The sequence below is a fragment of the Aromatoleum tolulyticum genome, from assembly GCF_900156155.1.
Classification (GTDB): Bacteria; Pseudomonadota; Gammaproteobacteria; order Burkholderiales; family Rhodocyclaceae; genus Aromatoleum; species Aromatoleum tolulyticum.
Genome location: NZ_FTMD01000001.1, coordinates 458,394 through 484,262 on the forward strand (window position 1 = coordinate 458,394; position 25,869 = coordinate 484,262).

Here is a 25,869-nt window from a genome sequence, read left to right on the forward strand (position 1 = left end):
GATGCTTGGTCACTGGCCCCCGGCAGGCTTGGCGCCGAGCGTCACCGCCTCGATGCGATAAGGCAGGATGCCGACGCGCCGGGCCTCGATCTTGAAAGTGACGCGCTCGTTCTCGTCCGCGTCCTCCCATTCATCGCGCACGGTGCGACCTTCGACCAGTACGCGCATGCCCTTCTGGTACAGCGACTGCCAGTGCTCGGCATCGCGATGCCACAGCTCCACGGGCGCCCAGAAGCCGCCGCGGTCCTCGTACTCGCCATCCTTCTTCGGGATGGGATTGTCGAAATAGACGTTCAGCCGCAGCAGCCGCCTCGGCTCGTCGTTGCCGTTGGGGAATTCGCGGTACTCCGGCGCGGAACCGATGTTGCCCTCGCCGACGAAGTGCGTGCTCATGGTGACTCCTTGGGAGTGGTGGGAACGGACGCGACATGCCCGTGGACACGCCGCAGATAGGTTGCCTCGGCCCGGTCCACCCTGCTGGCGCATTCCAGGGCGAGGCGGGTGATGCTGTGGGTCAGACTGATCTGCATGTTCAGCGCGATGCGCTGCAGTTCCATCGCATACAGGTCGTCGATCAGCGAGGCCGGTGTCGCGGGGCGATCGAGCAGCGACTCCCACAAGGCCACGCCCATGGCCGAGCGGTCGAGGTTGCGCCAGCGCAGAAAGGTCGTCCCTGCGCCAGTCGTCTGCTGGGCCAGTTGCACATCGAGCAGGTTGAAGGGGTAGGCCCGCGCCTGGGGCAACACCTGCCGTTGTGCCAGGGCGATCAACCCGTCGCGCAGCGCCATGCACTGGCTGGCCCAGGTCTCCAGACTCCCCTTACCCTTAAAGGGCTGTAAAAGGCCTTTTAGGTAGCCTGCATGTTCCAGCCGCTGGAAGTCCGTCTGTCCCAGCGGAATGAAGCGCGCTGGGTGGCCGGAAGAAGAAGGTGCCGTCATGCGTTGACGCCCTCATCGTCTTGTCTCGCGGAGTCGCCTGCGCCAATGCCTGACTCCAAAGCATCAGCGACCGGTGACTCGGGCCGGCTTCCCCTCCGTGCGATGGGTGGCGCAAAGCGCGAACGGCGCGTGCCTTCGAAAATGTCCTGCGGCAGCTCGCCGAACTTCTCCAGCGCCGCCCGCGCCACGGCGTTCTTCGCCGCAAAGTCGTCGCGCGTCGCACCTGAGTAGCGGTACTGCTGCGCCAGGGAGAACAGGCTGCGCAGTGCATGCGCACCGTCGTTGAGCCAGCGCTCCAGCGTGCTGCGGTCGATCAGTGCCGTGTGATGGGCCAGGATCAGCTTGCGTGCGAGGTCGTCGTAGTCGGCCAGCAGGTACACCGCCATGAAGCCAAGCTGCGCATTGACGAACAGCGGCAGCTTCACTGGCTGCACGTTCATGTTCTCGCCCAGGGACAGCGCGGGCGGCACATCAGCCAGTGCTTGGTCCACCTGTTCGCGCAACGCCTGTAGGCTGGTCTTGGTCTGCGTGAGCTTGTCTTCGATGCGCAGCATCCACCAGTCCGAGTAGGGGTCATCCTGCTCGGCACCGCGCTTCATCTTGTTCATCACGCTGATGTAGCCGTTGAGGCCGATGATGCCAGGACGACCCTCGGCCGGCGCGCGGCCATGCCAGATGCGCGATGCGTGATGGGTGTGCAGCGTCAGCGACATCGCGCTGCGCAGCGATCCGAGATTCAGTTGCAGGGGTTCGTTGGCCATGGAGACGACTCGCGATGAATGAACGAGTCGCCAGCATCGGCACCAGCCGGAAGGCTGTCAGTCAACAAACCGCATCCAACGTCCGCCCGGTTTGCCCGACGCGGAAGGCTGTGTGTGCCGGCTATCCCCTGGGGATAGGCAGGCGTTGGCCGAGATCGAGATGGACAATGCAGAAGATGGCCCGGCGTTGCCCGCCGACGGCTGCGATCCGCAATGCCTGCAGGATCGACTCCTGATCGTCCGCGAACGCAAACGCTGCATCCTGCCCGGTACGCCGATTCCGCGCGGCCGCAACGCGCCGCAGCGTGGCGACCTTCGTTTGGTCGTTGGCATCCCGGGCGGAAGGGGCAGTCGGGGTGTTGAAGATCTCAAGGCCGCGCCAGAAGCGCAGCAGGCATTCACTCAAGATCAGCATCCGCCGCTTCGACATACGGCAACCGTACCTCGAAGCGGCTTCCCTGCCCTGGCGTCGACTCCACCCGAATCGTTCCGCCCATCAGCCGCCCCACCCGCTCCGTCAAGGCCAATCCGAGTCCCATTCCGCCGAAGCGGCGCGAGGCACTCCCGTTCGCCTGTTCGAAGGGGCGGAAGAGCTGTCGGACGTGGTCGATACCCATCCCGATGCCGGTATCGGCCACCACGAAGACCAGCTGGTCGCCGTCCCGCCCCGAAACCAGGGTGACCCTCCCTTCATCGGTGAATTTCACGGCATTGTCCAGGAGGTGGTCCAGGATACCCTCCAGTCGATGGCCGTCGATCACGCAGTAGGCCGGCTGGGGGCCTTCATGCCGATGCTCGAAGCCCAGCCCCTTGGCCGTCGCGCTCGCCAGTGCACGCCGCGCAACCGCTTCCAGGGGCTTCCGGAGTGCCGTTGGCACCGGCCTGACAAGGCCGTGGCCTGCCTCGAACTGGGCAAAGTCGAGGACGTTCTCCACCAGCTCGGCCAAGCGGCGGCCTGCTTCCAGAATGCGCCGACAGGCGTGCCGGGATTTCTCAACATCATTGGCACGCATCCCGACGGTGGCCATGCCGAGGATGCCGTACAGGGGCGTGCGCAATTCGTGATGCATGTTGTTCACGAATTCTGCCTTGAGCTGGCGCAGGTGCTCTGCTTCAGCCAGCGCGCGCTCCTTCGCGGCCCGAAACTCGGCCTCGATCGCCGCCAGCCGACCGCCCCGGTCGCCGGCCACGCCGGGCGGCACCTCGCCGCCCGCTACTGGGCAGGGGCGAGAGTCCCCCTCGTCGGAAGTCCGTTCCTCCAGCGTCGATACGCGATCCGGATGCATGTCATCAGGAGATCCCGATTCGGGATATCCCACAATGGGTTATTAAGGTATGGGGATGGTCAATTCGCTGCACCGCCCCCAATACGAGCTCTTCCGAACGATGATGATCGAGGCGCGGGAAGTCGCCGGGCTTACCCAGGTACAGGTTGCCAAGGCCCTCGGCCGGCCCCAGAGCTTCATCTCCAAGTACGAACGAGGGGAGCGGCGTCTCGACTTCACTGAGTTCGTCGACATCGCCGGCATTCTGGGTATCGATGTCGCGACCTTCGTGTCCATCTACCAGGACAGCGTCAAGGCCCGTGATCTTCGGCAATGCTTGCGCTGAGCGCCCGCCCCGATCCCCATCTTGCCTGTAGCACATTCTGATTCCGGCCGGACCGCGCCCCCGCAGTCACCGCAATCGCAGCTTTTCCCGCAGGTCGGCGATGTGCCGCAGGGCAACTTCGCGGGTGGCAGGCGCGGAAGCGCTATCCCCAGGGGATAGGGGCGTCGGTGGACCATGCTCTCGGCCGGACTGACCTGCCCACGCCTTGAACTCTCCACGGATCGCCTTCTGGATGATGCCGAACAGATAGCCGGCCGGGTTGCGCACCGCGCTGCTGCGGCACCGCGCTGCCCACTCGTCGAGCACCGCCTGCCGCTGGGTCTCTTCCACCTGCTGCAAAGCGATCATCGCCCCTGCCTGCTGCTCTTCCTTCAAGCGCAGGAATCGCTCGGGCAGTCGCAGGTTCTGCACCGTCCTCGCGCGCGGTACTGTACGTACTTCATCAATACGATCCTTACGTACGGTACGGTCCTCCTTCGGATTCCGAAGAGAGCCATCCGGCGCGGGCTTCGGCCCCGCTTCGGATTCCGAAGACGGGCGTTCTGCATTCCGAAGCAAGCTATCTTTGCCTTCTTCGGATTCGTGGTCGACACCCTCCTGTGGATAACTCGTCGTCGTCCACCCATGCCGGGCCATGTGCTGGGACAGCACCTGCAAGCGCGTCGGCAGCGTGCGGCCGCTGAGCAGCGGGTCCTCGGCAATCTCCTTCAGCGTGTGCATGCCGACGATTTGCACCGCCTTGGCTGCATGGGTAAGTGCCTGGCTCACCAGACCCAGATAGTCGGGGTCGAGCTGCATCGCCTCGAAGGGCGTCAGCGGTTCGTCGTGCAGGACATAGAGGTTGCCCAGGATGCGGCCGGTCTTGGGGTCGCGGCGGCGGCGCACTAGGCTGAGCCAGCGCGTCAGGCGCAGCAGCGTCAGGGCGCGCGCGACGGTCTCGTGCGAGGCCCGCGCCCCGCACGGCATCGAGGCCAGGTAAGGCCGAAGCTGTTCATAGGTCGGAAAGGCCGTCACGCCGTCGTCGTTGAGCTGGAGGCGGAAGACCTGCCAGGCGTTGCGCTCCAGCGGCGTCAGGCGCCGGTCGAGGAACAGTGCACGCGGCACGCTTTCATGGCGATTGCCGCTGTACAGGAACCCGTCGCCGGCCGGCGCCGTGCCTTGCGCCATCGCCAGGTTCTGCAGCGCGTCGTCGAACAGCGCCGACAGCGCCATGGGACCATCGCGCCGTGGTGCGCCGCCCGTCGCCATGGCCTACACCAGCCCCTGGTCGATCCAGTTCCGTATCGCCGCCCAGACCACCGACATCGGAAGCGTCAGGGTCTCGGCCAGGTCCATGGTCAGGCCCAACATGGCCAACTCGTCGTCCAGCGCGATATGGCGCTCGGTGACTCCGGCTTTCCAGTGCTCCCACAGGGTGGTTTCCTGCGCCTCGTCCAGCACCGGGTGCCGGCCCTTGCGCTTGGGCAGCCCGAGGATGTCGCGCCGCAGGGCGACCTCCTGATGGGTGAGGCCGTAGAACCGGCTCACCATCTCCGTGCTCGCGCCCAGGCGCAGCATGCGGTCCACCGTGGCGATTTCCTGCTCCACGTCATGCACCTGCGTCAGCAGTCGCTTCAGTACCTCGCGGTTGACCGAGACCGAACACCACGACACCGTGGCGTTGACCAGGACGCTGACCAGCGCCGGATGCTTGAGCGCGTCCAGCTCCTCTTCGCCGAAACCCATCGCCTTGCAGCGGCGCAACTGGCCGTTGCGCAGATCGTGCAGGGCTTGTGCGATGACGGCCTGGTTGAGCGGATGGGGTGACGACATGGTTGCCTCCAGCGCTCAGGAATCGCGGCCCGGGTCGGCTGAAGCCGCACCGCTTTCCAAGTCCAGCAGCCGGCGCGCCAGGCGCAGCAGCCGGAACAGCTTCACCAGGCCGGCGTCGCTCATGCGCATGGATGTTCCGCCACTGCCGTGCAGCAGCGGCGCCAGGTCGTCGGTCAGTCGCGCACGATCCAGCCCCGTCGCGGGTGCCGGCGCCGCGCTCAGCGCATCCAGCAGAGTCAGCATCGCACGGGCAAAGGCCGGTAGCGCTTTCACCTGGGCAATGGTCGAAGTTACACAAATGAAACCGATGCCGCTCTCACTGGGCTCGATTTGCCCCGCTACCGCCGCTTCCTCGGCGATCTCACGAGCGAACTGCGCGATATGCACGCGGAGCCGGTCAGGCGCGTCCAATCCGGGCTCGATGTACCAGACATCCGAGATGGGGTAGAGCCCGCCGACCTGCACGGGAATCGCGCGCAAGGCATTGGTCTCAAAGTCGGGCAGCTTGTCGCCCAACTGGTCGGCTACCAGGCGCTGAATGGATTGCAGGCGTTCGGTGGTTGGTGCTGGAGACACGATGTGCCCTTGCAGGCGCTCCGCATCGCGGCTTGCCAGTACTGGAGCGGTGTCTTCCCCCTCACCTTGCCCACTGCCAGCCACGGGTGCTACAGCGTTCTGTGTGGGGGGAAGCTCGGCAGCGGGTGCAGCCGATGCGCCGACCTGCATCCCCGCCGGAGGTGGTGATGCAGGCCGCGGCGCCGCAGGCATGATGGGTGCCGCCGGGCTCATCGGCTGGGGCTCGCTGGTCAACGCCCGCTGCCGAATTTCGCTGTCGTCGATCTCCAGGCTCAGCGTGTCGTAGTCCGCTTCCAGCAGCTCGACCATCTGGCCCACCAGCTCGTCCTGCACCCGCTGGAGCGAGAAGCCATCCGGCTGCGTGTCGAACTGCGACAGCACATCTTGGAACAGCGAGGCGAAGTCCACGGCGGGTTGATGGCCCAGCGCACGCCGTTCCCAAGCGCGCTCGCAAGCCTTGCGCAGCACCGCGAGCCGTTCGACCTGATGCCGGCCCAGCCCGCGGTACAGCACCGTCGGAATCGCCGGCAGCAGGTAGCGCACTGCGTCCTGCATGCGGCTGATGTGCGACTGCTGCACCGGGTAGCCGTCGGCCGTTAGGCGCCGAGCCAGTTCGGACTGCGACAGCGCCTGCCCGCCGTTCTCCTGCTCGTAAAGGCCGCGTGCCTTCTCGATGCCCAGTGCCCGCTCGATGAAGGTGAGCCCGCCACGCAGTTCGTTCTCGGCCAAGTGGCCGGTGAGCGCCACGATCTCGCCGCGCTGCGGCCATGGCCGGAACAGGCAGGCAATGCGGAAAAACCGCTCTTCCTTGGTCTCGCTCCACAGATCACGCAGGATCGCCAGGCGCGTGTTGCCGCCGTTGCGGATGATGTAGTGGGCCCCTCCGGGCCGGCGTGTGATCGCGGGTGGGGCATCCAGCCCGCGCTCACGGATCGACGCCTTGATCTCCTCGTAGGCCGGGTTGCGGGTCACGCGCGGGTCATGGTCGTAAGGGCGCAATTGATCCAGCGTCACCACCATCGGTGTGTCGGCGATTGGGTCGCTCAAGGCCTTGGCCGTCGGACCGCCGCGCTCGAAGCCGGAGGCCATCAGCTTGGCGGCCATGTCCTGCGGGGTCAGCTCAACCACGGCCGTTGTCCTGGGGCGGTATCCCGCCGATGGGCGCCTGCCGGTCGGAACGGCGAAGCTGCGCACGGGCATTGAGCCCGGCGCGGTGGTCGCTCGCCGTCGAGCTGGTGTAGACCGACGCGCAGCCCGGCTTGGTGAACTTCAGGTGACCGCCCGGTGTGCGCACCACGTGCCAACCTTCACCCAGGGCGAAGTCGATCAGCGCCCGCAGCCGCTTGTGGCCGCGGGCCAGGTCATGCGCGTTCGTCATTGCCCTCGCTCCCTGCCGGGCCTTTCGCAACGCATCGGCCGGACACCCGCGCAAAGCGTTCCCGCCACTGCGGAAACAGCTCGCCGGCCAGGGCGCGCATCGTCATCAGCGCCGAAGGCGCGACACGACCGGCGGGCTGTCGGCACTCCACCTGGTGCACCGGGAGGCCGCGCGTCGCCGCGCGCGGATAGGCCTCGATGGCTGGCACGTCGGTGTCCAGCACCTGCACGCCCGTCGTTCCTTGGAACATCTGCCGCAGCGTCTGCTGAATCAGCCGGGCATTCGACGACACCGGGTGCACCCGATTGATGAGCAGGTGCAGCGGCGGAGGCTCGATGCCGAGGTGCCGATACGGCCCGATGTCCTCGATCAGTTGCAGCGTGCCGCGCCGCAGCTCGCGTGCGGCCAGGATCTCCGGCGTCACCGGCGACAGCGCCAGGTTCGAGGCCAGCACCGCCATTTCTAGCAGCACGCTGCGAGCGCCCTGGGTGTCGATCAGCAGCAGGTCATAGAACGGTGCCAGCACCGGCAGCAGGTGTCGGAGCCGCAGGCGTCCGTCCGGCGCATGCAGCAGCAGTGTGTTCAGTTCTCCGCGGTCGTCGTTCGACAGCACCAGGTCCAGCCCGGCGATGGCGGTGCGCGACACCAGTTGATCGATGCGACGCTCGTTGAACGCCAGCAACTCATAGATGCCAGCGGGCGCACGTGCGTCCAGCGCGAAGTAGCTCGACAGCGTGGGCTGCACATCCAGATCGAGCAGCAGCACGCGCAGCCCTGCGTCGGCGGCAAGGCCACCCAGGTTGGCCGCCGTTGTCGTCTTGCCCACACCGCCCTTGGTGGAGATGATCGAGATGACCAGCATCGTCAGACTCCTCGTTTCATTGTTGGAGAGCTGAACGAGGATCAGATGCGCTCACTGCGGCGCTCGGCGATCCATTGCTCGATTTCGAGCGAGTCCCAGCCGACCGCACGTATTCCCAAACGCATGGCTTTCGGAAACTTGCCCGCCTTCATCAGGCTGTAGATGTGGGCGCGCTTGAAACCGGTCTTGGCTTCGACTTCCTCGCGGCGCAGGATGCGGTGTTCGCCCGCAGGCTGCGGAAGTGGCTTGTCCGACATGAGGGGCACTCCTTAGCGCTTACTGGCGCTTGTTTGGCGTGACCCGTAATTGACAGGAACCCCGTGGGAAAGAACACCGCAAATGCGGTTTCCGCGACCGCAGATTGGGGCTTGACGCTCTTCAATGGTTCGCTGCCTGCAACCTGCGGCGGGCCTGGGCGAACTTGGCCTGCAGCGTACGCTCGGTGACGCCCATGAGGTTGCCGTGATGGGCGATCAGGGCGCTGATGATCGCGTCCTGGCTGTTGAAACTGGAGTATGGAGCCCCGGAAGGTGTTCGTCCGAGCATCAAGGCCAACATCGTGCCGATGATGTTCAGATAGGTGATCTCGGCACGATCACTGAGGGGGCACGGGGTGCAGTTGAGATTCGGGGCCCCTTGCTTCTTCTGCTGCTCTTGGAGCTGATGCAACTGATGGCGACACTGCTCCAGCTGGGACTTCAGCGCTTCCCGTTCCACCAAGAGCGCATGACCGGTCTCCAGCGTGATTACCGGATGGGTGATCCTCTCGTGGCGGGAGAAAAGGAAGGTCGGCCGTTGCTCTGGATAGGTCCGAAGCATCCAGCGCTTGAGGTCGACGTGGCGAACGGTCAGATCGGGTGAGTCCCACAGGGACTCGTCATTGATCGTAATGCCGTTCAGTCCGTAGGGCAGTTCACCGTGGAAGATGGCATCGTAGATGCGATCGGTATAAAGACGAAGCTCGTTGCAGCGCGGGCAATCCAGCGTTACCGGCAGGCTTCTTGACTTGACGGCCGCGAGAATGTCATCCCTGAACCGGAACAACCCGGCCCATCGGATGGCCGCATCGATGGGTCGGTAATACACCTCCGAAAGCGAACTCCCTTGCATGTAGTTGCCTCCCTGTAACTGCTACCCCATCAAGGACTCCTGCCTGTCCCGGTCGAGGCCAGTGCTTTGAAAACCCGTAAGCGGTACGATGGCGCTGCGCAGCCCTGCGCGGAGGGATCGAGCCTCATCGCGAGTCGCCTCCCATTCAGGCTCAATGTCGGCGTTACACGCGAGCTACCCCGGGGTAGCCCACTCAGGGCCTTGACGAATGGCCGGTGATCGCACGCAGGTCGCTCCGGCGTCAGCAAGATGGGGGCTGCGCCTCTGTTGCCGCGCATGCGAGGATCATGATCGCGCGAAGCGCCGGCAAGACCGGCTGGGAATGGACTGATCTCGCGGCGATCTATGACTTTGAGATATCCGGCAATGCGATGCCTCACACCACCCAATTTCAGGCAAAAGCGCCCTGGGTCAGACCTGGTCGGTATGCTGATAGGCTAAAAAGGAATCGCGCCGCAGAAGGGTACGAGCGTTCAACGTGGGCCAGGAAGGCCACCCCGTGCGCTGGCTGTCCATGGCTGAGGATGGCTCGCCTTGGAGCGAAGGCGTTGCCTGCTTTCCGACTGGCAGGGTAAACTAGTCCATGAGCCAGTCCAGTGACTGGTTTAGGTTTGGAAGAATCGATTAAGACTCAACAACTTGGGGGTCGGATTCGATTCCCTTCGCCCGCTCCAGATTCCCCAAGAAGGGCCCGGTAATTGCCGGGCCCTTCGTCATTTCCGGCCCGCGCTTCGCTTACTTCAGGCGCGCGATCACGCCGCACGCGACGCGCGCGCCGGAGTTGCCGGTCGGCTGGGTGGTGAAATCGTCCGGGGCGGCGTGCACGATCACGCCGCGGCCGACGATGTTGCCGTTGCCCTTGCCGCTGATCGTCAGGCCCTCGAGGGTCGCGCCGAACCTCGCGTTGCCGTTCGCATCGGCGACCAGCATCGGCATGTCGCCGAGGTGGTGATCGCCTTTTGCCGGGTCGCCGTGCGGCTTGCCGGTCGGGTTGAAATGGCCGCCGGCGCTGGTGGCGTCGGGGGCGGAGCAGTCGCCCTTGTCGTGGATGTGGAAGCCGTGCTTGCCGGGCGCGAGGCCCGTCACGCTGGCGTCGATGACCACGCCGCCGTCGATCTCGGTGAATTTCACCATGCCCGACGCCGTATTGCCCGTGGTCGGGGCAAGGGGCGCCTCGGCGGTGATCGGCCCGCCGAGGCCGAGGTTGCTGCACGCGGCGATGAGGAGGGTTGCTGGCAGTGTCGGGATGAGGGAGCGGGATTTCATGTTCTTCTATCCTTTCTCGAATGGAGGACGTCGTGCGGCCGGCATTGCGGCCGGCCTTAGTTCATCATGGACCATCGATACAGCGAAAGGAATAGGTTCACGCCGCCCGGCGCGACCGTCGCACCGGGGTTCTGCGGGTAGCGGGCGGCTTTCTCCCGCCGGCGGCCTCAGGCATATGCGCGCGCACCGACGAGTTCGCGCGCCGCGGCGACGATCGCGTCGGCCTGCGGCACGAAGGCCTGTTCGAGCGGCCACGACGAGGGTGCGGGGGTGTCCGGGCCGGTGAGGCGGCGCACCGGCGCCTGCAGCGCGTCGAAGGCGTGTTCGGCGACGAGGGCGGCGACTTCGGCGCCGACGCCGCACAGGCGGCTCGCCTCATGCACGACGACGACGCGCCCGGTGCGGCGCGCCGAGGCGAGAATCGCGGCCTCGTCGAGGGGCTTGAGCGAACGCAGGTCGATGACCTCGGCGGAGATGCCCTGCCCGGCCAGCGTTTCGGCTGCGGCGACGCAGTAATGCACGGTCTTGGCGTAGCTCACGAGGGTCACGTCGCGCCCTTCGCGCAGCGTCGCGGCGCGCCCGAGCGGGACGAGGTGCTCGCCGGCCGGCACCTCGCCGGACTGGTAGCCGAGCGCGAGATCCATGAAGAACAGCACCGGGTTGTCGTCGCGGATCGCGGCCTTCAGCAGGCCCTTGAAGTCGGCCGCGGAGGACGGCATCACGACCTTGAGGCCGGGGCTGTGCACGAACCAGGCCTCGACGTTGTGGTTGTGCTGCGCGCCGACCGTCCAGCCGGCGCCACTCATCGCCAGCACGACCATCGGGAACTTGAACTGGCCGCCCGACATGTAGCGCAGCTTGCCGGCGCTGTTGACGATCTCGTCCATCGCGAAGCACAGGAAGGGCGCGAACAGCAGGTCGACGATCGGGCGCAGGCCGCTCGCGGCGGCCCCGACCGCGGTGCCGGCGATGATGCCTTCGGCGAGCGGGGTGTTGCGCACGCGCGCCGCGCCGAATTCGGCGACGAGCTCGCGGCGCTTGGTGGCGACGCCTTCGCCGAACATCAGCACGGACGGGTCGCGGCGCATTTCCTCGGCGATCGCCTGGGAGATCGCATCATTGACGGTGATCACGGGCATGGCGGTCTCCTTACGCATAGACGTCGGTGAAGAGTTCGGCGGTTTCGGGATAGGGCGAGGCGTTCGCGAAGGCGACGGCCTCGTCGATGACCGCGGCGACGCGCGCGCGGATCTGCGCGAGGCGCGCGTCGTCGAGACGGCCGTCGGCGCGCAGACGGTTGGCGAGCAGCTCGATCGGGTCGCGCGCCTGCCACGCGGCGAGCTCGGCGGGGTCGACGTAGAACTGGTCGTCGGGCTCGTAGTGGCCGCGCGTGCGGTAGGTCAGCGTCTCGAGGAAGGCGGGCTCGCCGGTCGCGCGGATGCGGGCGGCGAGGCGCGCGGCCGCCGCATGCACGGCCTCGGCGTCGTTGCCGTCCACGGTCTCGGCGACCAGCCCGTGCGCCGCGGCCCAGTCGCGCACGTGCACCATCGGCATGGTCTCGCGCCGATGCACGAAGGCCTGCCATTCGTTGTTCTCGCACACGTAGAGGATGGGCAGCTTCCACACCACGGCGAGGTTCAGCGATTCGTGGAACACGCCCTCGCAGGCCGCGCCGTCGCCGAAGAAGGTCGCGACGATGCCGTCGTCGCCGGGCGTCATCGTGCGTGCGAGCGCCACCCCCGGCGCGAGCGAGAGTTCGCCGCCGACGATGGTCGAGGTGAGCACGGCGCCCAGCTCGGCCGCGGAGATGTGCAGCGAGCCGCTCTTGCCCTTGCAGTAGCCGGTGCGCTTGCCGAGCACCTCGGCGATCATGCGCCCGGGATCGGCGCCGCGCGCGAGCAGGTGCCCCGCGCTGCGGTGGTTGGTGAGGATGCGGTCGCGCGGGGTGAGCGCGCGCACGACGCCCGCGGCGGCGGCCTCCTGGCCGACCGAGGTGCAGGTGCCGGGGGCATTGCCGCCGGCCGCGATGCCGACGAGGGCCTCCTCGTAGGCGCGGATCAGCATCATCGTCTCCAGCAGCGCGAGCGGGGACGGGGCTTGTTCGCTGTGTTGCATGTGTCGCCTCCTGATGTCGGGCGGCCTGCCCCGAAAGGGCCGGGGCACCGCGTGAGGACACTCTAGGCGTGCGCAGCGCCCCGTGGACGGGGCTTAAGAGACTCTTAGGATTCGCTGAGGGAAGATTTAGGAAGCCGGCTCAGCAGCCCGCGCCGTCGGCGCGCGCACCGCCCTGCCCGGCCTCGACGAGGGTGAGCGGACGCGACGCGGTGAGCAGCAGGCGGCCGCGGCCGGCCTTCTCGAGGCGCACACAGGCCTCGCGCTCGTTGAGGCGGCGGCGCAGCAGGATCAGGCGCGCCTCGAGGTTGTCGGAAAGATCCGGCAGGCGGATGCGCGGGTCGAGGCGCAGCTCGCGGTTGCTGAAGGTGCTGCGGCCGGTGTCGACATGGTCGCGCACCAGCGCCCAGAAGATCGAGCCGGCCACGCCCTTGATCAGGTAGTCGTCGTCGAGGAAGACGCTGTCGTCCCCGGCGTAGTGGCGCACGACGACCGGGCGGCCTGCGGAGGACTGGGGCGGCGGTTCGGGGACGAGCACTTCCTCCTGCAACTCGCTCGCCTGCTGCAGCGCCAGCGTCGCCGCGCCGAGCTGGCCGGCGAGCGCAACCAGCGCGTCCTCGTCGTCGTAGCCGAAGCGCAGGTTGTGCGGGCTTTCGACGTACAGCACGCCGAGCAGGCGCCCCGCGGCGCGGATCGGCACCGCAAGCTGGCTCGCCGAGTCGGCGAGGCCGGGGAGCGGGATCTCGGTCTCGAGCGCATCGGCGAGCCCGCTTGCCTCGGTTGCGGCGCGGATCGCACGGCCGTAGGCGTACTCGAGCGTCGCGTAGCCGATGCGGATCGGCGTGCCCTCGCGCGCGGCGACGCCGATCACGCCCTGCCCCAACGGAATCTCCGAGCCGACGCCGGACGCCTCGTAGCCGCGGCTCGCGATCGTGTACAGGCGCGAGCCCGAGCCGTCGAGCAGCAGCACCATCGCGTGGCGGATGTCGAACTGCGCTTCCAGCCCGGCGAGCGTCTCGGCGAACAGCAGGTCGAGCTCGCGGCAGCACGCGATGCGCGCCGACACCGCGCGCAGCGCGGCGAGCAGGCTTGCCCGCGGGGGCGGCGGCGCGAGCGCGGCGCCGGGGATGCGTTCGATCTCGGAGACGCGGTAGATGTCCGAGCCGAGCAGGCGGAACACGCCGCTCATGCCGGTATGCGACGCGATGCCGGCGAGCTTGGCCTTCATGCGCTCGAACAGCGGGCCGGCGGTTTCGGTGCGCAGGTAGCGCAGGCGCAGGCGGAAGCGCTCGCCGGTGTGCGGGTGCGTGACGATCAAGCGCGCCTCGGGGTTTTCGAGGATGTTGCGGCGCGTGGTGTTGAAGAACTGGTAGGACAGCGCGATGTGCCGCCCGTCGACGTACTCGGTCTGCGACAGGTAGGCGACGTTGGGCGTGCCGTCGGCCGCGCAGGTCGCCATGATCCCCGGCACCGCGCCTTCGAGGCATTCGCGGATGGCATCGAGGCGCTGCGTCATTTCGCGTTCGCGAGCGGTTCGCCGGCGCGCGGGCCGGGCGTCTGGTCGAAGGCGGCGCAGGGCGTGAAGGCGAGCGCGACGACGTCGCCGCCGCCGCTGTCGATCAGCGCGTGCGTGAATAGCGGGCCGAAGCCGATCGCCCCGAGTTCCGCGGTGAAGGCCGTGCGGTAGCGCTCGATGCGTTCGCGGTCGCCGGGCTCGAGCGACTCGACGACGGCGTCGCGGCCCTTGATCTGCAGCGTGCGGTGGCTGTGCGGCTCGCTGAACACGACGGCGATGCGCCGCGTGGCGCGCACGTCGTCGAGCAGTTCGCGCGCCTGGTCGGCGGCGACGAAGACGCTGATGCGCGACCGGTCGGGGGCGATGCGGCAGCCGATGCCGCGCGTGATGCTGGGCAGCAGGTCGGCGCTGGACGAGCCGACGCTGATCGACGCGCCCGCCGTCGCGATGAAGGCCGCGTGCTCGGCGTCGATCGGGGATTCGGGAGCGGCGGAGGGAACGGAGGGCGGCTGGTCGGGCATCCGGTCGCAGGCGATCGCAGGCGTTTTGGGGTCGGTACCCTTCCACGGCGGGCACGGCTTTACCGGTCGTGCGCCGGCTTACTGGACAGTATAGTTCGCCCAGCCGCGGGCGCCGCCCGGAGAAAACGTCAGCGAATCGGGACCTCAGCCCGCGCTGAGGCGGCGATAGGCGCCAGCATGGTAGATGAGCGGGGCGCGGTCCTCGCGGTCGAAGCGCACGACTTCGGAGATGAAGACGAGGTGGTCGCCGCCGTCGTGGCGCGCCGTGTTGCGGCATTCGAAGCGCGCGCAGCAGTTCTTCAGCAGCGGCACGCCGTACAGGCCGTCGTCGATGTCGAGACCGGCGAACTTGTCGTCCGAGCGCGTCGCGAAAAGCTGCGACAGGTGCTGCTGGTCCTCCGCGAGCACGTTCACCGCGTAGTATTCGCAGGCTTCGAACACCGGCAGGCTGGCCAGATTGCGCGACAGGCTCCACACGATGAGCGGCGGATCGAGCGACACGGAGTTGAAGGAGTTGACCGTCAGGCCGATCCCCTCGCCGCTGGGCGCGCGCGTCGTGACGACGGCGATGCCGGTGGCGAACATGCCGAGGGCATCGCGGAAGGCGCGGGTGAAATCCTGATGGGTGACGGGCGGCTGGGACATGAGCGGTTCTTGTGATCAGCGCCGGCCCTTCTCGGGGCAGGCGGGGAATTGGAGGGGACCGGCGATTATCGCTGCGCGCACCGCGCAGGGCAACGCGGCAGGGGCGGAAACGCAACCGCGAAAAGGAAAAGGACTGGGGAAGGGATGGACGGGACGACGAGGGACAGCGACTTCGCGCTGCGGCTGATCGCATGGCACCGCGGGCACGGGCGGCACGACCTGCCGTGGCAGAACACGCGCGATCCGTACCGCATCTGGCTGTCGGAGATCATGCTGCAGCAGACCCAGGTGGATACGGTGATCCCGTACTACGCGCGCTTCCTCGCCCGCTTCCCGGACCTCGCGCGCCTCGCCGCCGCGCCGGTCGACGACGTGCTCGCGCTGTGGAGCGGACTGGGCTACTACGCGCGGGCGCGCAACCTGCACCGAGCCGCACAGGCGGTCGTGACGCGGCACGACGGCGAATTCCCGCGCCGCGCCGCGGAGATTGCGGAGCTGCCCGGCATCGGCCGCTCGACCGCGGCGGCGATCGCCGCCTTCGCCTTCGGCGAGCGCGCGGCGATCCTCGACGGCAACGTCAAGCGCGTGCTGTGCCGCGTGTTCGGCATCGGCGGCTTTCCCGGCGAGCGCGCGGTCGAGCAGCGCCTGTGGGCGCTCGCGGAGGACCTGCTGCCGCAGACGGGGATCGGCACCTACATCCAGGCGCAGATGGACCTCGGCGCGACCCTGTGCACGCGCGCCCGCCCCGCCTGCGGACGCTGCCCGATGGCGGAGATGTGCGTCGCGCTGCGCGAGGAGCGCGTCGGCGAACTGCCCGCGGCGCGCCCGAAGAAGGCCGTGCCGCAACGCCATGCGCGCGTCGCCGCGATCGTTGCCGACGGGGAGGTGCTGCTCGAACGCCGGCCGCCGACCGGGATCTGGGGCGGGCTGCTCGCGCTGCCGGAGATTCCGGAACAGGAGCCGGATGCGGCGCGCTGGGTGGAGATGCGCTACGGCCTCAGCGCACATGCAACGCGCCCGCTGGCGGTGCTGAACCATGCCTTCACCCATTTCCGCCTGGAGATGACGCCCGTGCTGGTCGAGGTCGCGGGCCGCGGACGCGTCGCCGCGGACGACGACCACCGCTGGCTGGCGCTCGATGCGCTCGCGGACGCGGGCCTGCCGACGCCGGTGCGGCGCATCCTCGGCGATGTCGTCGACGGGCCGAAGGAGACGCCGCAGCGCGAGCTGCCCTTGTGAGCGCCGTAGGGCGGATGAGCCGAAGGCGTTATCCGACGAATGCGCAGTATCGACGGTATGCATGTGGCGGAAGGCGCTTCGCTTTTCCGCCCTACGACTCAGCGCCGCCGCCGTGCCTCAGCTGCCTTTAGGCTGCTTCATGCGCTCCGCGAGCAGGCCGCGCTGGTCGAGGAACTGGCGGACGATCTCCAGCCGATCCGTCGGATCGTCCAGTTCGAGCAGCGCCTGCTTGGCCTGCGCCGGGATCGGCAGCACCTCGGCGAAGCGCAGCCCGACCCAGCCGGCGTCGTCGAAATCGTGCGGTTCGGGCAACCGTTCGACGCCCGCATCCTCGACGATTGCGCGCAGCAGCGCGACCAGCGACAGGCAGTTGTCGGGAATGGCCCGGTGCGGCGCCTCGGCGAGCCATTCGACCTCGCCGAGCAACAGGCTGTTGGCGCCGAGCTCGGAGCGCAGGACACGGTAGCGGCGTTCGCCGCGCACGACGAGGTCGAGCGTGCCGGGTTTGGCCATGTCCCATTCGACGATGCGCGCGCTCACGCCGACCTCGTAGGGCCGCGCCGGCGCCCCGACCTCGCGGCCTTCCGCGATCAGGTTCACGCCGAACACCGAGCCGTCCCTCAGGCAGCGCGTCGCAAGGTCCATGTAGCGCGCCTCGAACACGTGCAGCGGCAACAGCGCACCGGGGAAGAGCACCGTCTGCAACGGAAAGAGAGGCAACAGCGGTGGCAACTGCGCGGCATCCGCCATCACGGGTTCTCCCCGCCCGTCTCGCCCCAGCGCTGCATCAGGCGGTGCGGCACGCGGATCTGGTCGAGCACGCGCGCGACGACGAAATCGACCATCTCCCCGACCGTCTGCGGGTGATTGTAGAAGCCGGGGCTGGGCGGCAGGATCACCACGCCGAGGCGCGCGAGCTTGAGCATGTTCTCGAGATGGATGGCCGAGAACGGCGTCTCGCGCGGCACCAGCACGAGCTTGCGCCCTTCCTTGATCGCGACGTCGGCGGCGCGCTCGATGAGGTTCTGGCTGAGGCCGGCGGCGATCGCGGCGAGCGTGCCCATCGTGCACGGGCACACGACCATCGCATCGGCGGGGTTGGAGCCGGAGGCGAGCGGCGCGAACCATTCCTCGCGGCCGAACACGCGCAGCTGGCCGTCCGCGGCCCTGAAGCGCGCGGCGAGCAGCGCCTCGACCTCGGCCGGGCGCGAGGGCAGCTCGAGGTTCATCTCCTGGCGCGCGACGATCTGCGCGACCTGCGAGTACAACAGCCACACCGTGCAGCCGGCATCCAGCAGGCATTCGACGAGACGCATCCCGTAGGGCATGCCCGAGGCGCCGGTGAAGGCAACGGCGACGGTCTGCGGAACGACGGGGCTCATCGGGGAGGGGTTCTCACTTCGGGTTCTCACTTCAGGTAGTCGCTCAGGATCACCCAGCGGCCATCCCGGATCTGCGCGATGCGGCCGTGGCGGTTGCCGAGGTGGTCGTCGCGACTGAAACGATACTCCGGGGCGCCGAAGAAGTCGCGCGGGGTGTGCAGCGACTCCATTGCAGCGGTGAAGCGCTCGACGGTGAGCTCGCGCCCGGCCTTGTCCGCGGCCTTCACGAACAGGTCGGCGACGCCGTAGCCCATCACGCTCCACACGTTGGGCGCGGCGCCGAAGCGCTCGCGGTAGCGGCGGATCCAGTCGGCGAGCTGGCCGTTCGCGCCCGCCTCGTAGGGGTGCGGCAGCACGGTGACGCCGTACAGCCCCTCGACCGCCTTGCCGCCCAGCTCGTGCGTCTGCGCCGAATAGCCCGACGCGGTGACCAGCATGTCGACGTTCCAGCCGGTGCGGCGTGCCTCGGCGACGGCCGCGACGGTCTCGCGCACGACGGTCGCGAGCACGACGAAGTCGCAGCCCGCGCCGCGCAGGCGCGCGATCTGGCTGGAGAAGTCGGTCGCGCCGCGCTTGTAGCTGGTCTTCTCGACGAGCGGCTGGCCGAGCTTCGCCAGGCCCGCCTCGACGCCCTTCATCACCTCGAGGCCGTAGTCGTCGTCCTGGTACAGCAGGCAGGTCTTGCGGTAGCCGTGCGTCTGCACCATGTAGCGCGTCGCCGCGTCCATGTAGTCCTGGTAGGGCGCGAACATCTGGAACTTCAGCGGGTGGCGCGGCGCGTAGGTCGATTCGTGCGGCGAGAACGGGAACAGGTGCGGCCGGCCGGCATCGACGATCAGCGGCATCGTCGCCATCACGACCGGCGTGCCGAGGTTCGCGAGGAAGGCGAACACGCGGTCGCGCTGGACGAGCTTGCGCGCGGCGAGCACGCCCTTCTTCGGGTCGTAGCCGGCGTCCTCGACGACGAGGCGCAGCTTGCGTCCATGCACGCCGCCGGCGGCGTTGGCGTCGTCGAAGCGCATCTGCATGCCGTCGCGCACCGGCACGCCGAGCAGCGCGATCGGGCCCGACAGGTCCTGGATGCTGCCGACGACGATCTCGCGCTCGCCGACGCCCGGAACCTGCGCCGCGGCAACGCCCGCGACGGCCAGGACGAGCGCGGCAAGGGTGCGGCGGATGAGCTTCATGGATCCTCCGGCGCGGCCAGCGACGCCCAAAAAGGGGCGATTATCCGTGAAGCACGCCGTCGGCCGCCATGCGCAGCGCGAGTTCCGCCGCCAGCATCGGTCGGCCGATCAGGTAGCCCTGCAGGTAATCGCAGCCCAGGCGACGCAGGAAGTCGCGCTGCGCTTCGGACTCGACCCCTTCCGCCGTGACCCTGAGGTCCAGGCTGTGCGCCATGTTGATGATCGCCTCGACCAGGCTCGCATCGCTGCGGTCGTCGGGGCAGTCGCGCACGAAGCTGCGGTCGATCTTCACGACGTCGACGGGGAAGCGCTTGAGGTAGGACAGCGACGAGAAGCCGGTACCGAAGTCGTCGAGCGAATAGCCTATGCCCTGGCCGTTGATTTCGCGCATGCGCGCCTCGGCCTCCTCGCTGCTGTCCATCAGCACCGATTCGGTGATCTCCAGCATCAGGTGCTCGCGACCGTCCGCCGCGCCCGCGAGCAGCGAGCGCACCAGTTCGGGCAGGCCGGGTTCGCGGAACTGCACGCCGGACACGTTGACCGCGATGCGCAGCGCCGGGTAGCCCGCCTCGCGCCACGCGCGCGACTGACGCACCGCCTCGCTCAACGCCCATGCGCCGATCGGCACGATCAGGCCGCAGTCTTCGGCCACCGCGATGAAGTCGGCCGGAGACACCAGCCCGCGCCGCGGATGCTGCCAGCGGATCAGCGCCTCGGCGCCGACGATGCGCCCGCTCGCGGTATTCACGATGGGCTGGTAGTGCAGCACGAATTGCTGCTGCTCGACCGCGATGCGCAGGTCGTTCTCCAGCTGCACGCGCGCCAGCGCGTCGGCCTGCATGTGGTGCGCGTAGAACTGCGCGCGGTTCTTGCCGGCCTGCTTGGCCTTGTACATCGCGATGTCCGCGTTGCGCAGCAGCGTCTGCACGTCCGCACCATCGTCCGGGAAGACCGTGATGCCGATGCTGCCGGAGACGTGATGCCGGGCGTTGCCCAGCAGGAAGGGTTCGCGCAGCACCGCGACGAGCTTCTCGGCCACCACATGCAGGTCCTCCATGTCGCGCTGGTCGTGCAGGTCGCTCACGACCACGGTGAATTCGTCCCCGCCCAGACGCGCCACCGTATCCTGCTCGCGCACGCTCGCCTTGAGCCGGCGGGCGACCTCGACCAGCATCTCGTCGCCGACGTCATGCCCGAGCGAATCGTTGATCCACTTGAAGCCGTCGAGGTCGAGGAACATCAGGCCGACCTTGCCGTCGTGCCGCCGCGCCTGCGCCAGCGCGTGCTCCAGCCGGTCCTGCAGCAGGCTGCGGTTGGCCAGGCCCGTGAGCGGATCGAAGTTCGCCTGGCGCCAGATCGCCTCCTCCTGCTGCTTGCGCTCGGTGATGTCGCTGAACAGCGAGACATACTCGGCGACCGTGCCGTCGTCGTTGCGCACCGCGGTGATCGTGAGCCACTGCGGATAGATCTCGCCGTTCTTGCGGCGGTTCCAGATCTCCCCCTCCCACGCGCCGCCTGCGGCGAGACGGCTCCACATCGTGCCGAAGAAGGCCGGGTCGTGGCGCCCGGACTTGAACATCGACGAGCGGTGGCCGACGACCTCGTCGACCGAATAGCCGGTGATCGCGCAGAAGGCCGGATTCACCGAGGTGATCACCCCCTGCGCGTCGGTGGTCATGATCGCCTGGCTCGACGCGTTGTACACGACCATCGCCTCGCGCATGCGCTCCTCGTAGCGGCGCCGTTCGGTCACGTCCTGCACGATCGAATACAGCAGGCTGCGCCCGCCCAGTTCGATCGGGCCGCTCGCGACCTCGACGTCGCGCACCTCGCCGCTCGCGAGACGGTGGCGGAACTGGAAGTAGTCCGCCGCGCGCGCCCGCGCCCGGGCCATCTCCTGCAGCACCTTCTCGCGCGACAGCGCATTGATGTCCGAAATCTGCATGCGCGTCAGCGTTGCATGATCGTAGCCGTAATACGCACACGCCTTTTCGTTCGCATCGACGATGGCGCCGTCCGCCGGATCGATCACCAGCATCACGACGCGGCTGTTGGCGAACAGCGCCCGATAGCGCATCTCGCTCTCGGAAAGCGCGCGCTCCATGCGCACCCGCTCGGTGATGTCGCGCGCCAGCGCAATGTAGCCCGCGGGGCCGCCGGCACCGGTCAGCCGGCTGATCGAGGCACTGAAGTAATGCACGCCGTCGGCCAGATCGAGCGCATATTCGATCTGCCGCGGCCCCCCGTCGGCGACGATCGCGTCGATCGCCGCATCGAACTTCGCCGCGACCTCGGGCGGCACGGTCTGCGCATAGAGGCGCCCGATCAGATCATCGACCGGGGCGGCGAGAAGCCGCGGTTCCGGCGCATGGCACTCCACGACGCGCCTGTCCTCGTCGATCAGCAGCATCTTGTCGGGCAGCGAAGCGATCAGCGCCGCCAGCCGCGCCTCGCGCGCCGCCAGCTCCGCCGTCCGCTCGGAGACAATTCGCTGCAGCGCGCTGCGATGCTCGCGCAGCTGCATCAGGCTCGTCGCCAGCCAGCCCAGCGCGAAGCACAGCACCGCCGCCACGGCGAGCTCGAACAACTGCCCGGAACCGTCCTTCCACCCCGCGACGGGCGCCACGCCCAGCGTCCACACCCCGTTGGGAACCTCGATCTCGTGCTCGACCGGCTCGACCAGCGGCCGGGCGGAAGAAGCGGCGATGACCTGCCTGGCCCCCGTATCCGGATGGGTGCGCCACAGCTCGTAATCGAAGCGGTACTTTTCGACCGAAGGCAGCAGCGCCGTCGTCAGCACGTCGGGAAAGCGGATCACGACGGCGACGAAGCCCCAGAACGCCGGCTCCCCGGTCTCGTCCGGCAGGTACACCGGCAGGCGCCCCACCGCCCCCATGCCGCCCTGCTTCAGCGGGAAGGGACCGGCCAGCGTCAGCTTGCCGGTGTCGCGCGCGAGAAAGGCCTCGCGGTTGCGTGCCGGATCGGCCAGCAGGTCGTGCCCGATCACAGCGGAATTCTCTGCCAGCGGCACGATCTGCCGCACCACGCCCGCCGGCGCCAGCGCCAGCGACGAAGCTCCTTGGTAGAACGGCAGCATCTGCTCCGCCAGCGCCTCGAAATTCGGGATGCGGCCCTCGCCCTGGCGCACCAGCGCCGCCAACGCATAGGTCACCGCCAGCGCGTGCTCGATGTTGCTGCGCAGATCCTGCGCCTCGTCGAACAGCGTGTTCGTCACCTCGACGCGACGGATCTCGATGCGCTGACGCTCGAAACCGGAAATCAGCAGGCCCGAGACGAGCGCAGTCGCCAGGAAGACAAGCAGGCCGACCAGCAGCGGCCGCTGCCGGCGGACGTATGCCGACAAGCTGATCATCGCCGCCTCGATCCCGCCCTTCCCCGCCTGCCGGCCGACCGGGAGACGGAGCCAGCGATTGCGGGGCGACGCGTGTCCGGAACACCGATCATGCTTGCAACCCTCGCGCAGCGACAGGAATGTAAGCAAATGCTAACGCCAACGTGCTCCCTCGGCCAGTGAACGGCTGCACGCTATCCAAACGACGATTGAATCCCTCCGTTCGCCCTGAGCTTGTCGAAGGGCAATCGCAGGGCTTCGACAGGCTCAGCCCGAACGGTATCTGGTTCCCGGGGTGATAGCGACGCTGGAAACGCTCAGCGCGATCCGGCCAGGCCGCCGGGGCGCAGCAACACGAGGATCACCAGCACGGCGCCGAACAGGGCCGTCTCGATGCCCGCGGCCCCCGCCAGCCCAGGCGGCAGGCGCTCGACCGCGAGCGACACCCCCTGCGGCAGGGCCACCACCACCAGCGCGCCCCACAGCGCTCCGGCGAGGTGGCGCGCGCCACCGATGAAGGCCAGCATCAGCAGCTCGAAGGACAGCATCAGGCCGAACTGTTCCGGGCTCACGAAACCGATCCAGTGAGCATACAGCGCGCCGGCCAGCCCGGAAAGCCCGCCGCCCAGCACGAACGCGAGCGTTTTCGCGCGCGCGACGTCGATGCCGGCGGCCGCCGCGGCGACCTCGTCCTCGCGCACCGCGCGCCACGCCCGCCCCAGCCGCGACGCCACCCAGCGCCGACAGGCGAACCACGCCAGCGCCAGCGCGACGCCACCGACCAGCGCCTGCGCGAACGACGTGTCCGCGACCCATCCAGCGAGCGCCAGCGGCGGCACCGCAAGACCCGCCGCGCCACGGGTCAGCGACTCCCAGCGCACCAGCGCCTCCTCGACCACCAGCGCGAAGGCCAGCGTGCTCATCGCGAAATACAGCCCGCCCAGCCGCCGCGCCGGCAGGCTCGCCAGCCACCCGCCGGCCGCACCCAGCGCGACGGCCGCCGCCAGCGACAGCGGCGCCGGCACCCCGCGCAGCGCGAGCAGCGCCTGCGCGTAGGCCCCCAGCCCGAGCAGGGCGCCCTGCCCCAGCGAAACCTGGCCGCACTGGCCCACCACAAGGATCACGCCCAGCCCGGCGATCGCCCACGTCGCCACGAAAGCAGCCTGCGCGAGCGCGTAGTCCGCGCCCAGCGCCCACACCGCGAGCGCGGCAAGGACCGCCAGAGCGGCCGCCGCGGCGAACGGGCGCGGGCTGCGGGTGTCGCGCGCGCCGTCCATGCCGCCATCGGCCGGACTCACGGGCGCCCCCGCAGGCCGGCCGCGAAGCCGCCCGGAAACAGCAGCAGCACGGCCAGCATCAGCAGGTAGGGCACGACGTCCTTCGCCCCTTCCGGCAGCGCCAGCCCCGCGAGCGCCTCGACGACACCGAGGAACACCCCGCCCGCGAGCGCCCCCGGCAGACTCGTCATGCCGCCCAGCACCGCAGCCGGAAACGCCTTCAGCGCCACCAGCCCCATGTTCGGATGGACGAAGGTCACCGGCGCCAGCAGCACCCCCGCGACCGCGGCGAGCCCGGCGCCGAGCGCCCACGCCAGCGTATGCATGCGCGGAACCGACACGCCCATCAGCGCCGCGACCGCGGCGTTCTCCGAGCACGCGCGCAAGGCCAGCCCCGCGCGCGTACGGCGGAAGAACAGCGTCAGCGCACCGGCGAGCAGCGCGGTCGCCGCGATCACCGCGAGGTGCTCTGCCGCCAGTGTCGCGCCGCCCAACTGCACGCTCGCGCCGGCGAAGGGCAGCGGCAGGCGGTGCATCGCGTGGCTGGCCGCCGGCACCGCCCCGACGGCGCCGCGTATCACCATCCCCAGCCCGAAGGTCAGCAGCAGCGCCGTCAGGTGCCCCGGTCCGAGCGTGCGGCGCAGCACCGTGCGCTCGAGCATCGCGCCGAAGGCCGCCAGCGCGGCGACGCCGAGCACGACTGCGGCCGCGAGCGGCAGGCCGGCCGCCTCGTGCAGCGCCAGCACCGCGAAGGCCCCGAGCATGAGCAGCTCGCCCTGCATGAAACTCACCGCCCCGGTCGCCTTGTAGATCAGCACGAAGGACAGCGCGACCAGCCCGTACACGCAGCCGGTCGCGACGCCGCTCGCGAACACCTGGATCAGGGTCTGCGCGGACATGGATGCGGCGACAAAGTCGTGCCTGGTCGTGAAAAGGGCATGCGTCTTCCGAAGGTGGGGGGCTGGAACGGCAGGGGCAAAGCGCGATTATGCCAAGCCCGTGGTGAGCCCGACGCTGCTTGTTGCCGCTGCGGAGGGCCGTCTCGCGATGCTATGCTCGCCCGATGCGTCCGATCGATACCCTCGTCTATGGCATCGGCCTCGCCGGCGTCGCCGCGCAGGCCGCCGCGGGCGTCCTCGAAGCCGGCAACAAGCGCTTCGACCTCTTCGGCATGGTCGTCGTCGCCCTCGCCGCCTCGCTCGGCGGCGGCTCGCTGCGCGACATGCTGCTCGACCGCCAGGTCTTCTGGATTGCCGACCAGAGCTACCTCGTCACCGCGCTCCTCGCCGCCCTCGCGGCCTTCGCGCTGGCGCGCGTGATGCGCCTGCCCGCGCGCCTGTTCCTGCTGCCCGACGCGATCGGCCTCGCGCTGTTCACGGTCAGCGGCACCCAGGCGGCGCTCGCCCTCGACGCACCCTGGCTGGTCGCGAGCCTGATGGGCGTCATCACCGGCGCCTTCGGCGGCATCGTGCGCGACGTGCTGTGCAACGAGGTGCCGCTCGTCTTCAGCGGCGCGCTGTACGCCACCGCGTCGTGGGTCGGCGCGCTGCTGCTGGTCGCGCTGTCGGAGTTCGAGGTCGCGCACACCTGGGCGGCCCTGCTCGCCGGCTCAGTGGTGCTCGCGATCCGCCTCTCGGCGATGCGCTTCGGCTGGCGCCTGCCCGTGTTCCGCGCGCGGATGTAAGGCCTCCCGGATAGCGCCGCGCAGCACGGACGACTATCCCGTAGGGAAGCCGCCGCCGGCGCGCGATGACGTGCGAAAGGCGCAAAAGATGGCACACTAGCCGCGTCGGCACGGCCAGCGCGCCGTGCCGTGACCAATCAACCACCCCGGGAGGTTATCGAGAATGAGTTTCCTGCGCGAGTTCAAAGAGTTCGCCATGCGCGGCAACGTCGTCGACCTGGCGGTCGGCGTGATCATCGGCGGCGCCTTCGGCAAGATCGTCGATTCGCTGGTCAAGGACGTGATCATGCCCGTCGTCGGCCGTCTGATGGGCGGCGTCGATTTCCGCCACCTGTACGTCAACCTTGGCGACAAGACCTTCGAAACGCTGGAAGCCGCCGAGAAGGCCGGCGCGCCGCTGGTGAAGTACGGCGCCTTCATCAACACCACGATCGACTTCATCATCGTCGCGTTCGCGATCTTCGTCGCGATCAAGGCGATCAACCGCCTCAAGCGCGCCGAGCCGCCGGCACCGCCGCCCGAGCCCGCGCCCGAACCGGAAGACATCAAGCTGCTGCGCGAGATCCGTGACGCGCTGAAGCGCGGCTCGTGAAATCGTGATCCTGTTGGTCGGGATGAAGCTCCCTCCCCTTCAAGGGGA

At 68.6% G+C, this 25,869-nt stretch carries 28 protein-coding genes; 4 read left to right on the forward strand and 24 right to left on the reverse strand.

The window, feature by feature from the left end; translation table 11 throughout:
• Positions 1-9: 9 nt before the first annotated feature.
• The 5 genes from BW991_RS02090 to BW991_RS02110 all read right to left on the reverse strand — a co-directional run bounded on the left by BW991_RS02090 (position 10) and on the right by BW991_RS02110 (position 2,985).
• Positions 10-393: a single-stranded DNA-binding protein gene (locus BW991_RS02090; RefSeq protein WP_076600426.1), complete on the reverse strand. Its 384-nt coding sequence runs from the start codon at positions 391-393 to the stop codon at positions 10-12.
• On the reverse strand, positions 390-938 hold the full coding sequence (locus BW991_RS02095; protein ID WP_076600427.1) for a DUF3158 family protein: 549 nt from the start codon (positions 936-938) through the stop codon (positions 390-392). Before BW991_RS02095 ends, BW991_RS02090 begins: the two co-directional genes overlap by 4 nt.
• Positions 935-1,699, reverse strand: a complete 765-nt coding sequence (locus tag BW991_RS02100) for a PFL_4669 family integrating conjugative element protein (protein ID WP_076600428.1) — start codon at positions 1,697-1,699, stop codon at positions 935-937. Before BW991_RS02100 ends, BW991_RS02095 begins: the two co-directional genes overlap by 4 nt.
• Positions 1,700-1,820: 121 nt before the next feature.
• Entirely contained in the window at positions 1,821-2,114 is a 294-nt protein-coding gene (locus BW991_RS02105) for a hypothetical protein (RefSeq protein ID WP_076600429.1), read from the reverse strand.
• Positions 2,098-2,985, reverse strand: a complete 888-nt coding sequence (locus tag BW991_RS02110; RefSeq protein WP_076600430.1) for a sensor histidine kinase — start codon at positions 2,983-2,985, stop codon at positions 2,098-2,100. Before BW991_RS02110 ends, BW991_RS02105 begins: the two co-directional genes overlap by 17 nt.
• Before the next feature lie 55 nt (positions 2,986-3,040).
• Here BW991_RS02110 and BW991_RS02115 point away from each other — a divergent pair, with 55 nt between their 5' ends.
• Positions 3,041-3,310 carry a helix-turn-helix domain-containing protein gene (locus BW991_RS02115; RefSeq protein ID WP_076600535.1) on the forward strand — a complete coding sequence of 90 codons (270 nt, stop codon included), beginning with the start codon at positions 3,041-3,043 and terminating at the stop codon, positions 3,308-3,310.
• Positions 3,311-3,376: 66 nt separating this feature from the next.
• Here the strand turns inward: BW991_RS02115 and BW991_RS02120 are convergent, their stop codons facing one another.
• From BW991_RS02120 to BW991_RS02180, 13 genes are all read right to left on the reverse strand, one after another.
• A complete protein-coding gene (locus tag BW991_RS02120; protein ID WP_076600431.1) occupies positions 3,377-4,558 on the reverse strand; it encodes an STY4528 family pathogenicity island replication protein in 1,182 nt (393 codons plus the stop codon).
• 3 nt (positions 4,559-4,561) lie between these two features.
• Positions 4,562-5,122, reverse strand: a complete 561-nt coding sequence (locus tag BW991_RS02125; protein ID WP_076600432.1) for a DUF2857 domain-containing protein — start codon at positions 5,120-5,122, stop codon at positions 4,562-4,564.
• A gap of 15 nt (positions 5,123-5,137) precedes the next feature.
• Positions 5,138-6,826, reverse strand: coding sequence for a ParB family protein (locus tag BW991_RS02130; protein ID WP_076600433.1), 1,689 nt, complete (start codon positions 6,824-6,826; stop codon positions 5,138-5,140).
• Positions 6,819-7,076, reverse strand: a complete 258-nt coding sequence (locus BW991_RS02135; RefSeq protein WP_076600434.1) for a hypothetical protein — start codon at positions 7,074-7,076, stop codon at positions 6,819-6,821. Before BW991_RS02135 ends, BW991_RS02130 begins: the two co-directional genes overlap by 8 nt.
• Entirely contained in the window at positions 7,060-7,938 is an 879-nt protein-coding gene (locus BW991_RS02140) for a ParA family protein (RefSeq protein ID WP_076600435.1), read from the reverse strand. Before BW991_RS02140 ends, BW991_RS02135 begins: the two co-directional genes overlap by 17 nt.
• A gap of 41 nt (positions 7,939-7,979) precedes the next feature.
• On the reverse strand, positions 7,980-8,195 hold the full coding sequence (locus tag BW991_RS02145; protein WP_061959016.1) for an AlpA family transcriptional regulator: 216 nt from the start codon (positions 8,193-8,195) through the stop codon (positions 7,980-7,982).
• 121 nt (positions 8,196-8,316) lie between these two features.
• A complete protein-coding gene (locus BW991_RS02150) occupies positions 8,317-9,048 on the reverse strand; it encodes a hypothetical protein (protein ID WP_076600436.1) in 732 nt (243 codons plus the stop codon).
• 735 nt (positions 9,049-9,783) lie between these two features.
• Positions 9,784-10,314 (reverse strand): superoxide dismutase family protein, encoded by a 531-nt coding sequence (locus BW991_RS02155; RefSeq protein ID WP_076600437.1) that lies wholly within the window; start codon positions 10,312-10,314, stop codon positions 9,784-9,786.
• 167 nt (positions 10,315-10,481) lie between these two features.
• Positions 10,482-11,453 carry an alpha-ketoacid dehydrogenase subunit beta gene (locus BW991_RS02160; protein WP_076600438.1) on the reverse strand — a complete coding sequence of 324 codons (972 nt, stop codon included), beginning with the start codon at positions 11,451-11,453 and terminating at the stop codon, positions 10,482-10,484.
• A 10-nt stretch (positions 11,454-11,463) separates the two neighbouring features.
• Complete coding sequence (locus BW991_RS02165; RefSeq protein ID WP_076600439.1) at positions 11,464-12,429, reverse strand: thiamine pyrophosphate-dependent dehydrogenase E1 component subunit alpha; 966 nt, start codon at positions 12,427-12,429, stop codon at positions 11,464-11,466.
• Between the two features lie 139 nt (positions 12,430-12,568).
• Positions 12,569-13,942, reverse strand: coding sequence for a GAF domain-containing protein (locus BW991_RS02170; RefSeq protein ID WP_076600440.1), 1,374 nt, complete (start codon positions 13,940-13,942; stop codon positions 12,569-12,571).
• The gene (locus BW991_RS02175) at positions 13,939-14,463 is read right to left on the reverse strand and encodes a hypothetical protein (protein ID WP_076600441.1); all 525 of its coding nucleotides are present in this window, start codon (positions 14,461-14,463) and stop codon (positions 13,939-13,941) included. Before BW991_RS02175 ends, BW991_RS02170 begins: the two co-directional genes overlap by 4 nt.
• A 144-nt stretch (positions 14,464-14,607) precedes the next feature.
• Complete coding sequence (locus BW991_RS02180; RefSeq protein WP_076600442.1) at positions 14,608-15,108, reverse strand: flavin reductase family protein; 501 nt, start codon at positions 15,106-15,108, stop codon at positions 14,608-14,610.
• Positions 15,109-15,252: 144 nt separating this feature from the next.
• On the opposite strand from BW991_RS02180, the gene mutY reads away from it, so the two are divergent.
• Entirely contained in the window at positions 15,253-16,347 is a 1,095-nt protein-coding gene (gene mutY, locus BW991_RS02185; RefSeq protein WP_076600443.1) for an A/G-specific adenine glycosylase, read from the forward strand.
• A 117-nt stretch (positions 16,348-16,464) separates the two neighbouring features.
• Here the strand turns inward: mutY and BW991_RS02190 are convergent, their stop codons facing one another.
• The 6 genes from BW991_RS02190 to BW991_RS02215 all read right to left on the reverse strand — a co-directional run bounded on the left by BW991_RS02190 (position 16,465) and on the right by BW991_RS02215 (position 24,444).
• Positions 16,465-17,097, reverse strand: a complete 633-nt coding sequence (locus BW991_RS02190; RefSeq protein WP_076600444.1) for an LON peptidase substrate-binding domain-containing protein — start codon at positions 17,095-17,097, stop codon at positions 16,465-16,467.
• Entirely contained in the window at positions 17,097-17,729 is a 633-nt protein-coding gene (locus tag BW991_RS02195) for a flavin prenyltransferase UbiX (protein WP_076600445.1), read from the reverse strand. The genes BW991_RS02190 and BW991_RS02195 overlap by 1 nt, the downstream gene beginning before the upstream one ends.
• Positions 17,730-17,755: 26 nt before the next feature.
• The gene (locus BW991_RS02200) at positions 17,756-18,916 is read right to left on the reverse strand and encodes an ABC transporter substrate-binding protein (protein ID WP_076600446.1); all 1,161 of its coding nucleotides are present in this window, start codon (positions 18,914-18,916) and stop codon (positions 17,756-17,758) included.
• Positions 18,917-18,956: 40 nt separating this feature from the next.
• Entirely contained in the window at positions 18,957-22,289 is a 3,333-nt protein-coding gene (locus BW991_RS02205) for a bifunctional diguanylate cyclase/phosphodiesterase (RefSeq protein ID WP_076600447.1), read from the reverse strand.
• A 296-nt stretch (positions 22,290-22,585) separates the two neighbouring features.
• Positions 22,586-23,545, reverse strand: a complete 960-nt coding sequence (locus BW991_RS02210) for a branched-chain amino acid ABC transporter permease (protein WP_076600448.1) — start codon at positions 23,543-23,545, stop codon at positions 22,586-22,588.
• A 17-nt stretch (positions 23,546-23,562) separates the two neighbouring features.
• Positions 23,563-24,444 carry a branched-chain amino acid ABC transporter permease gene (locus BW991_RS02215; RefSeq protein ID WP_076600449.1) on the reverse strand — a complete coding sequence of 294 codons (882 nt, stop codon included), beginning with the start codon at positions 24,442-24,444 and terminating at the stop codon, positions 23,563-23,565.
• A gap of 164 nt (positions 24,445-24,608) precedes the next feature.
• Between BW991_RS02215 and BW991_RS02220 the strand changes: the two genes are divergently transcribed.
• Together BW991_RS02220 and mscL are read left to right on the forward strand one after the other, a co-directional pair.
• Positions 24,609-25,229 (forward strand): trimeric intracellular cation channel family protein, encoded by a 621-nt coding sequence (locus BW991_RS02220; protein WP_076600450.1) that lies wholly within the window; start codon positions 24,609-24,611, stop codon positions 25,227-25,229.
• Between the two features lie 163 nt (positions 25,230-25,392).
• Positions 25,393-25,821 (forward strand): large conductance mechanosensitive channel protein MscL, encoded by a 429-nt coding sequence (gene mscL / locus BW991_RS02225; protein ID WP_076600451.1) that lies wholly within the window; start codon positions 25,393-25,395, stop codon positions 25,819-25,821.
• The last annotated feature ends 48 nt before the right edge of the window (positions 25,822-25,869 follow it).

Excerpts from the sequence above, each read along its gene's own strand:
- BW991_RS02090 (WP_076600426.1), bottom strand. The coding sequence starts at position 393 with ATGAGCACGCACTTCGTCGGCGAGGGCAACATCGGTTCCGCGCCGGAG.
- BW991_RS02095 (WP_076600427.1), bottom strand. The coding sequence starts at position 938 with ATGACGGCACCTTCTTCTTCCGGCCACCCAGCGCGCTTCATTCCGCTG.
- BW991_RS02100 (WP_076600428.1), bottom strand. The coding sequence starts at position 1,699 with ATGGCCAACGAACCCCTGCAACTGAATCTCGGATCGCTGCGCAGCGCG.
- BW991_RS02105 (WP_076600429.1), bottom strand. The coding sequence starts at position 2,114 with ATGCTGATCTTGAGTGAATGCCTGCTGCGCTTCTGGCGCGGCCTTGAG.
- BW991_RS02110 (WP_076600430.1), bottom strand. The coding sequence starts at position 2,985 with ATGCATCCGGATCGCGTATCGACGCTGGAGGAACGGACTTCCGACGAG.
- BW991_RS02115 (WP_076600535.1), top strand. The coding sequence starts at position 3,041 with ATGGTCAATTCGCTGCACCGCCCCCAATACGAGCTCTTCCGAACGATG.
- BW991_RS02120 (WP_076600431.1), bottom strand. The coding sequence starts at position 4,558 with ATGGCGACGGGCGGCGCACCACGGCGCGATGGTCCCATGGCGCTGTCG.
- BW991_RS02125 (WP_076600432.1), bottom strand. The coding sequence starts at position 5,122 with ATGTCGTCACCCCATCCGCTCAACCAGGCCGTCATCGCACAAGCCCTG.
- BW991_RS02135 (WP_076600434.1), bottom strand. The coding sequence starts at position 7,076 with ATGACGAACGCGCATGACCTGGCCCGCGGCCACAAGCGGCTGCGGGCG.
- BW991_RS02140 (WP_076600435.1), bottom strand. The coding sequence starts at position 7,938 with ATGCTGGTCATCTCGATCATCTCCACCAAGGGCGGTGTGGGCAAGACG.
- BW991_RS02145 (WP_061959016.1), bottom strand. The coding sequence starts at position 8,195 with ATGTCGGACAAGCCACTTCCGCAGCCTGCGGGCGAACACCGCATCCTG.
- BW991_RS02150 (WP_076600436.1), bottom strand. The coding sequence starts at position 9,048 with ATGCAAGGGAGTTCGCTTTCGGAGGTGTATTACCGACCCATCGATGCG.
- BW991_RS02155 (WP_076600437.1), bottom strand. The coding sequence starts at position 10,314 with ATGAAATCCCGCTCCCTCATCCCGACACTGCCAGCAACCCTCCTCATC.
- BW991_RS02160 (WP_076600438.1), bottom strand. The coding sequence starts at position 11,453 with ATGCCCGTGATCACCGTCAATGATGCGATCTCCCAGGCGATCGCCGAG.
- BW991_RS02165 (WP_076600439.1), bottom strand. The coding sequence starts at position 12,429 with ATGCAACACAGCGAACAAGCCCCGTCCCCGCTCGCGCTGCTGGAGACG.
- BW991_RS02170 (WP_076600440.1), bottom strand. The coding sequence starts at position 13,942 with ATGACGCAGCGCCTCGATGCCATCCGCGAATGCCTCGAAGGCGCGGTG.
- BW991_RS02175 (WP_076600441.1), bottom strand. The coding sequence starts at position 14,463 with ATGCCCGACCAGCCGCCCTCCGTTCCCTCCGCCGCTCCCGAATCCCCG.
- BW991_RS02180 (WP_076600442.1), bottom strand. The coding sequence starts at position 15,108 with ATGTCCCAGCCGCCCGTCACCCATCAGGATTTCACCCGCGCCTTCCGC.
- mutY (WP_076600443.1), top strand. The coding sequence starts at position 15,253 with ATGGACGGGACGACGAGGGACAGCGACTTCGCGCTGCGGCTGATCGCA.
- BW991_RS02190 (WP_076600444.1), bottom strand. The coding sequence starts at position 17,097 with ATGGCGGATGCCGCGCAGTTGCCACCGCTGTTGCCTCTCTTTCCGTTG.
- BW991_RS02195 (WP_076600445.1), bottom strand. The coding sequence starts at position 17,729 with ATGAGCCCCGTCGTTCCGCAGACCGTCGCCGTTGCCTTCACCGGCGCC.
- BW991_RS02200 (WP_076600446.1), bottom strand. The coding sequence starts at position 18,916 with ATGAAGCTCATCCGCCGCACCCTTGCCGCGCTCGTCCTGGCCGTCGCG.
- BW991_RS02205 (WP_076600447.1), bottom strand. The coding sequence starts at position 22,289 with ATGATCAGCTTGTCGGCATACGTCCGCCGGCAGCGGCCGCTGCTGGTC.
- BW991_RS02210 (WP_076600448.1), bottom strand. The coding sequence starts at position 23,545 with ATGGACGGCGCGCGCGACACCCGCAGCCCGCGCCCGTTCGCCGCGGCG.
- BW991_RS02215 (WP_076600449.1), bottom strand. The coding sequence starts at position 24,444 with ATGTCCGCGCAGACCCTGATCCAGGTGTTCGCGAGCGGCGTCGCGACC.
- BW991_RS02220 (WP_076600450.1), top strand. The coding sequence starts at position 24,609 with ATGCGTCCGATCGATACCCTCGTCTATGGCATCGGCCTCGCCGGCGTC.
- mscL (WP_076600451.1), top strand. The coding sequence starts at position 25,393 with ATGAGTTTCCTGCGCGAGTTCAAAGAGTTCGCCATGCGCGGCAACGTC.